Source organism: Corynebacterium sp. NPDC104732 (genome assembly GCF_055583565.1).
In genome coordinates this window covers 1-1,362 of record NZ_JBVJNS010000037.1, presented here as the reverse complement: position 1 = coordinate 1,362, position 1,362 = coordinate 1, and the positions used below count along the sequence as shown (strand labels likewise).

General features: G+C 53.5%; 1 rRNA gene (only partly in view). It reads left to right on the top strand.

What is annotated here, in order from left to right:
• Positions 1-1,355: ribosomal RNA gene (locus ACZ6ZO_RS12740) — 23S ribosomal RNA — on the top strand (it extends 1,786 nt beyond the left edge of the window).
• Positions 1,356-1,362: the final 7 nt, after the last annotated feature.

Sequence of the window (1,362 nt, the reverse complement as noted above, 5' to 3'; positions counted from 1 at the left end):
TTTTGGTTGATGTTGGTGATCCTGTGCTGTCGAGAAAAGCCTCTAGCGATGTGCATATTCGGCCCGTACCCGAAACCGACACAGGTAGTCAGGTAGAGAATACTAAGGCGTTCGGGTGAACTGTGGTTAAGGAACTCGGCAAAATGCCCCCGTAACTTCGGGAGAAGGGGGGCCATGGCTGGTGATCGTCTTTTCGGTGTGAGCTGGTTGTGGTCGCAGAGAATAGAGGGAAGCGACTGTTTATTAAAAACACAGGTCCGTGCGAAGACGGTGAAGTCGATGTATACGGACTGACGCCTGCCCGGTGCTGGAAGGTTAAGAGGACCTGTTAGGTAGTAATACCGAAGCGGAGAATTTAAGCCCCAGTAAACGGCGGTGGTAACTATAACCATCCTAAGGTAGCGAAATTCCTTGTCGGGTAAGTTCCGACCTGCACGAATGGCGTAACGACTTCCCTGCTGTCTCAACCACAGGCCCGGTGAAATTGCAGTACGAGTAAAGATGCTCGTTACGCGCGGCAGGACGAAAAGACCCCGGGACCTTCACTATAGCTTGGTATTGGTGTTTGGTGCGGTTTGTGTAGGATAGGTGGGAGACTGTGATGCAGCGTCGCTAGGTGTTGTTGAGTCGTTGTTGAAATACCACTCTGATCGTAGTAGATACCTTGAACCTCGGCCCATGATCTGGGTTAGGGACAGTGCCTGGTGGGTAGTTTAACTGGGGCGGTTGCCTCCTAAAGAGTAACGGAGGCGCCCAAAGGTTCCCTCAGCCTGGTTGGCAATCAGGTGGTGAGTGTAAGTGCACAAGGGAGCTTGACTGTGAGACTGACAGGTCGAGCAGGGACGAAAGTCGGGACTAGTGATCCGGCACCTACTTGTGGATGTGGTGTCGCTCAACGGATAAAAGGTACCCCGGGGATAACAGGCTGATCTTCCCCAAGAGTCCATATCGACGGGATGGTTTGGCACCTCGATGTCGGCTCGTCGCATCCTGGGGCTGGAGTAGGTCCCAAGGGTTGGGCTGTTCGCCCATTAAAGCGGCACGCGAGCTGGGTTTAGAACGTCGTGAGACAGTTCGGTCTCTATCCGCCGCGCGCGTGGAAACTTGAGAAAGGCTGTCCCTAGTACGAGAGGACCGGGACGGACGTACCTCTGGTGTGCCAGTTGTACCGCCAGGTGCATGGCTGGTTGGCTACGTACGGAAGGGATAACCGCTGAAAGCATCTAAGCGGGAAGCCTGTTTTGAGATAAGGTTTCTTTTGAGGTTCCCTCTAGATTAGGGGGTTGATAGGCCAGATCTGGAAGCGCTGTAAGGTGTGGAGGTGACTGGTACTAATTGGCCGATAATGAAAACACCTGCCTT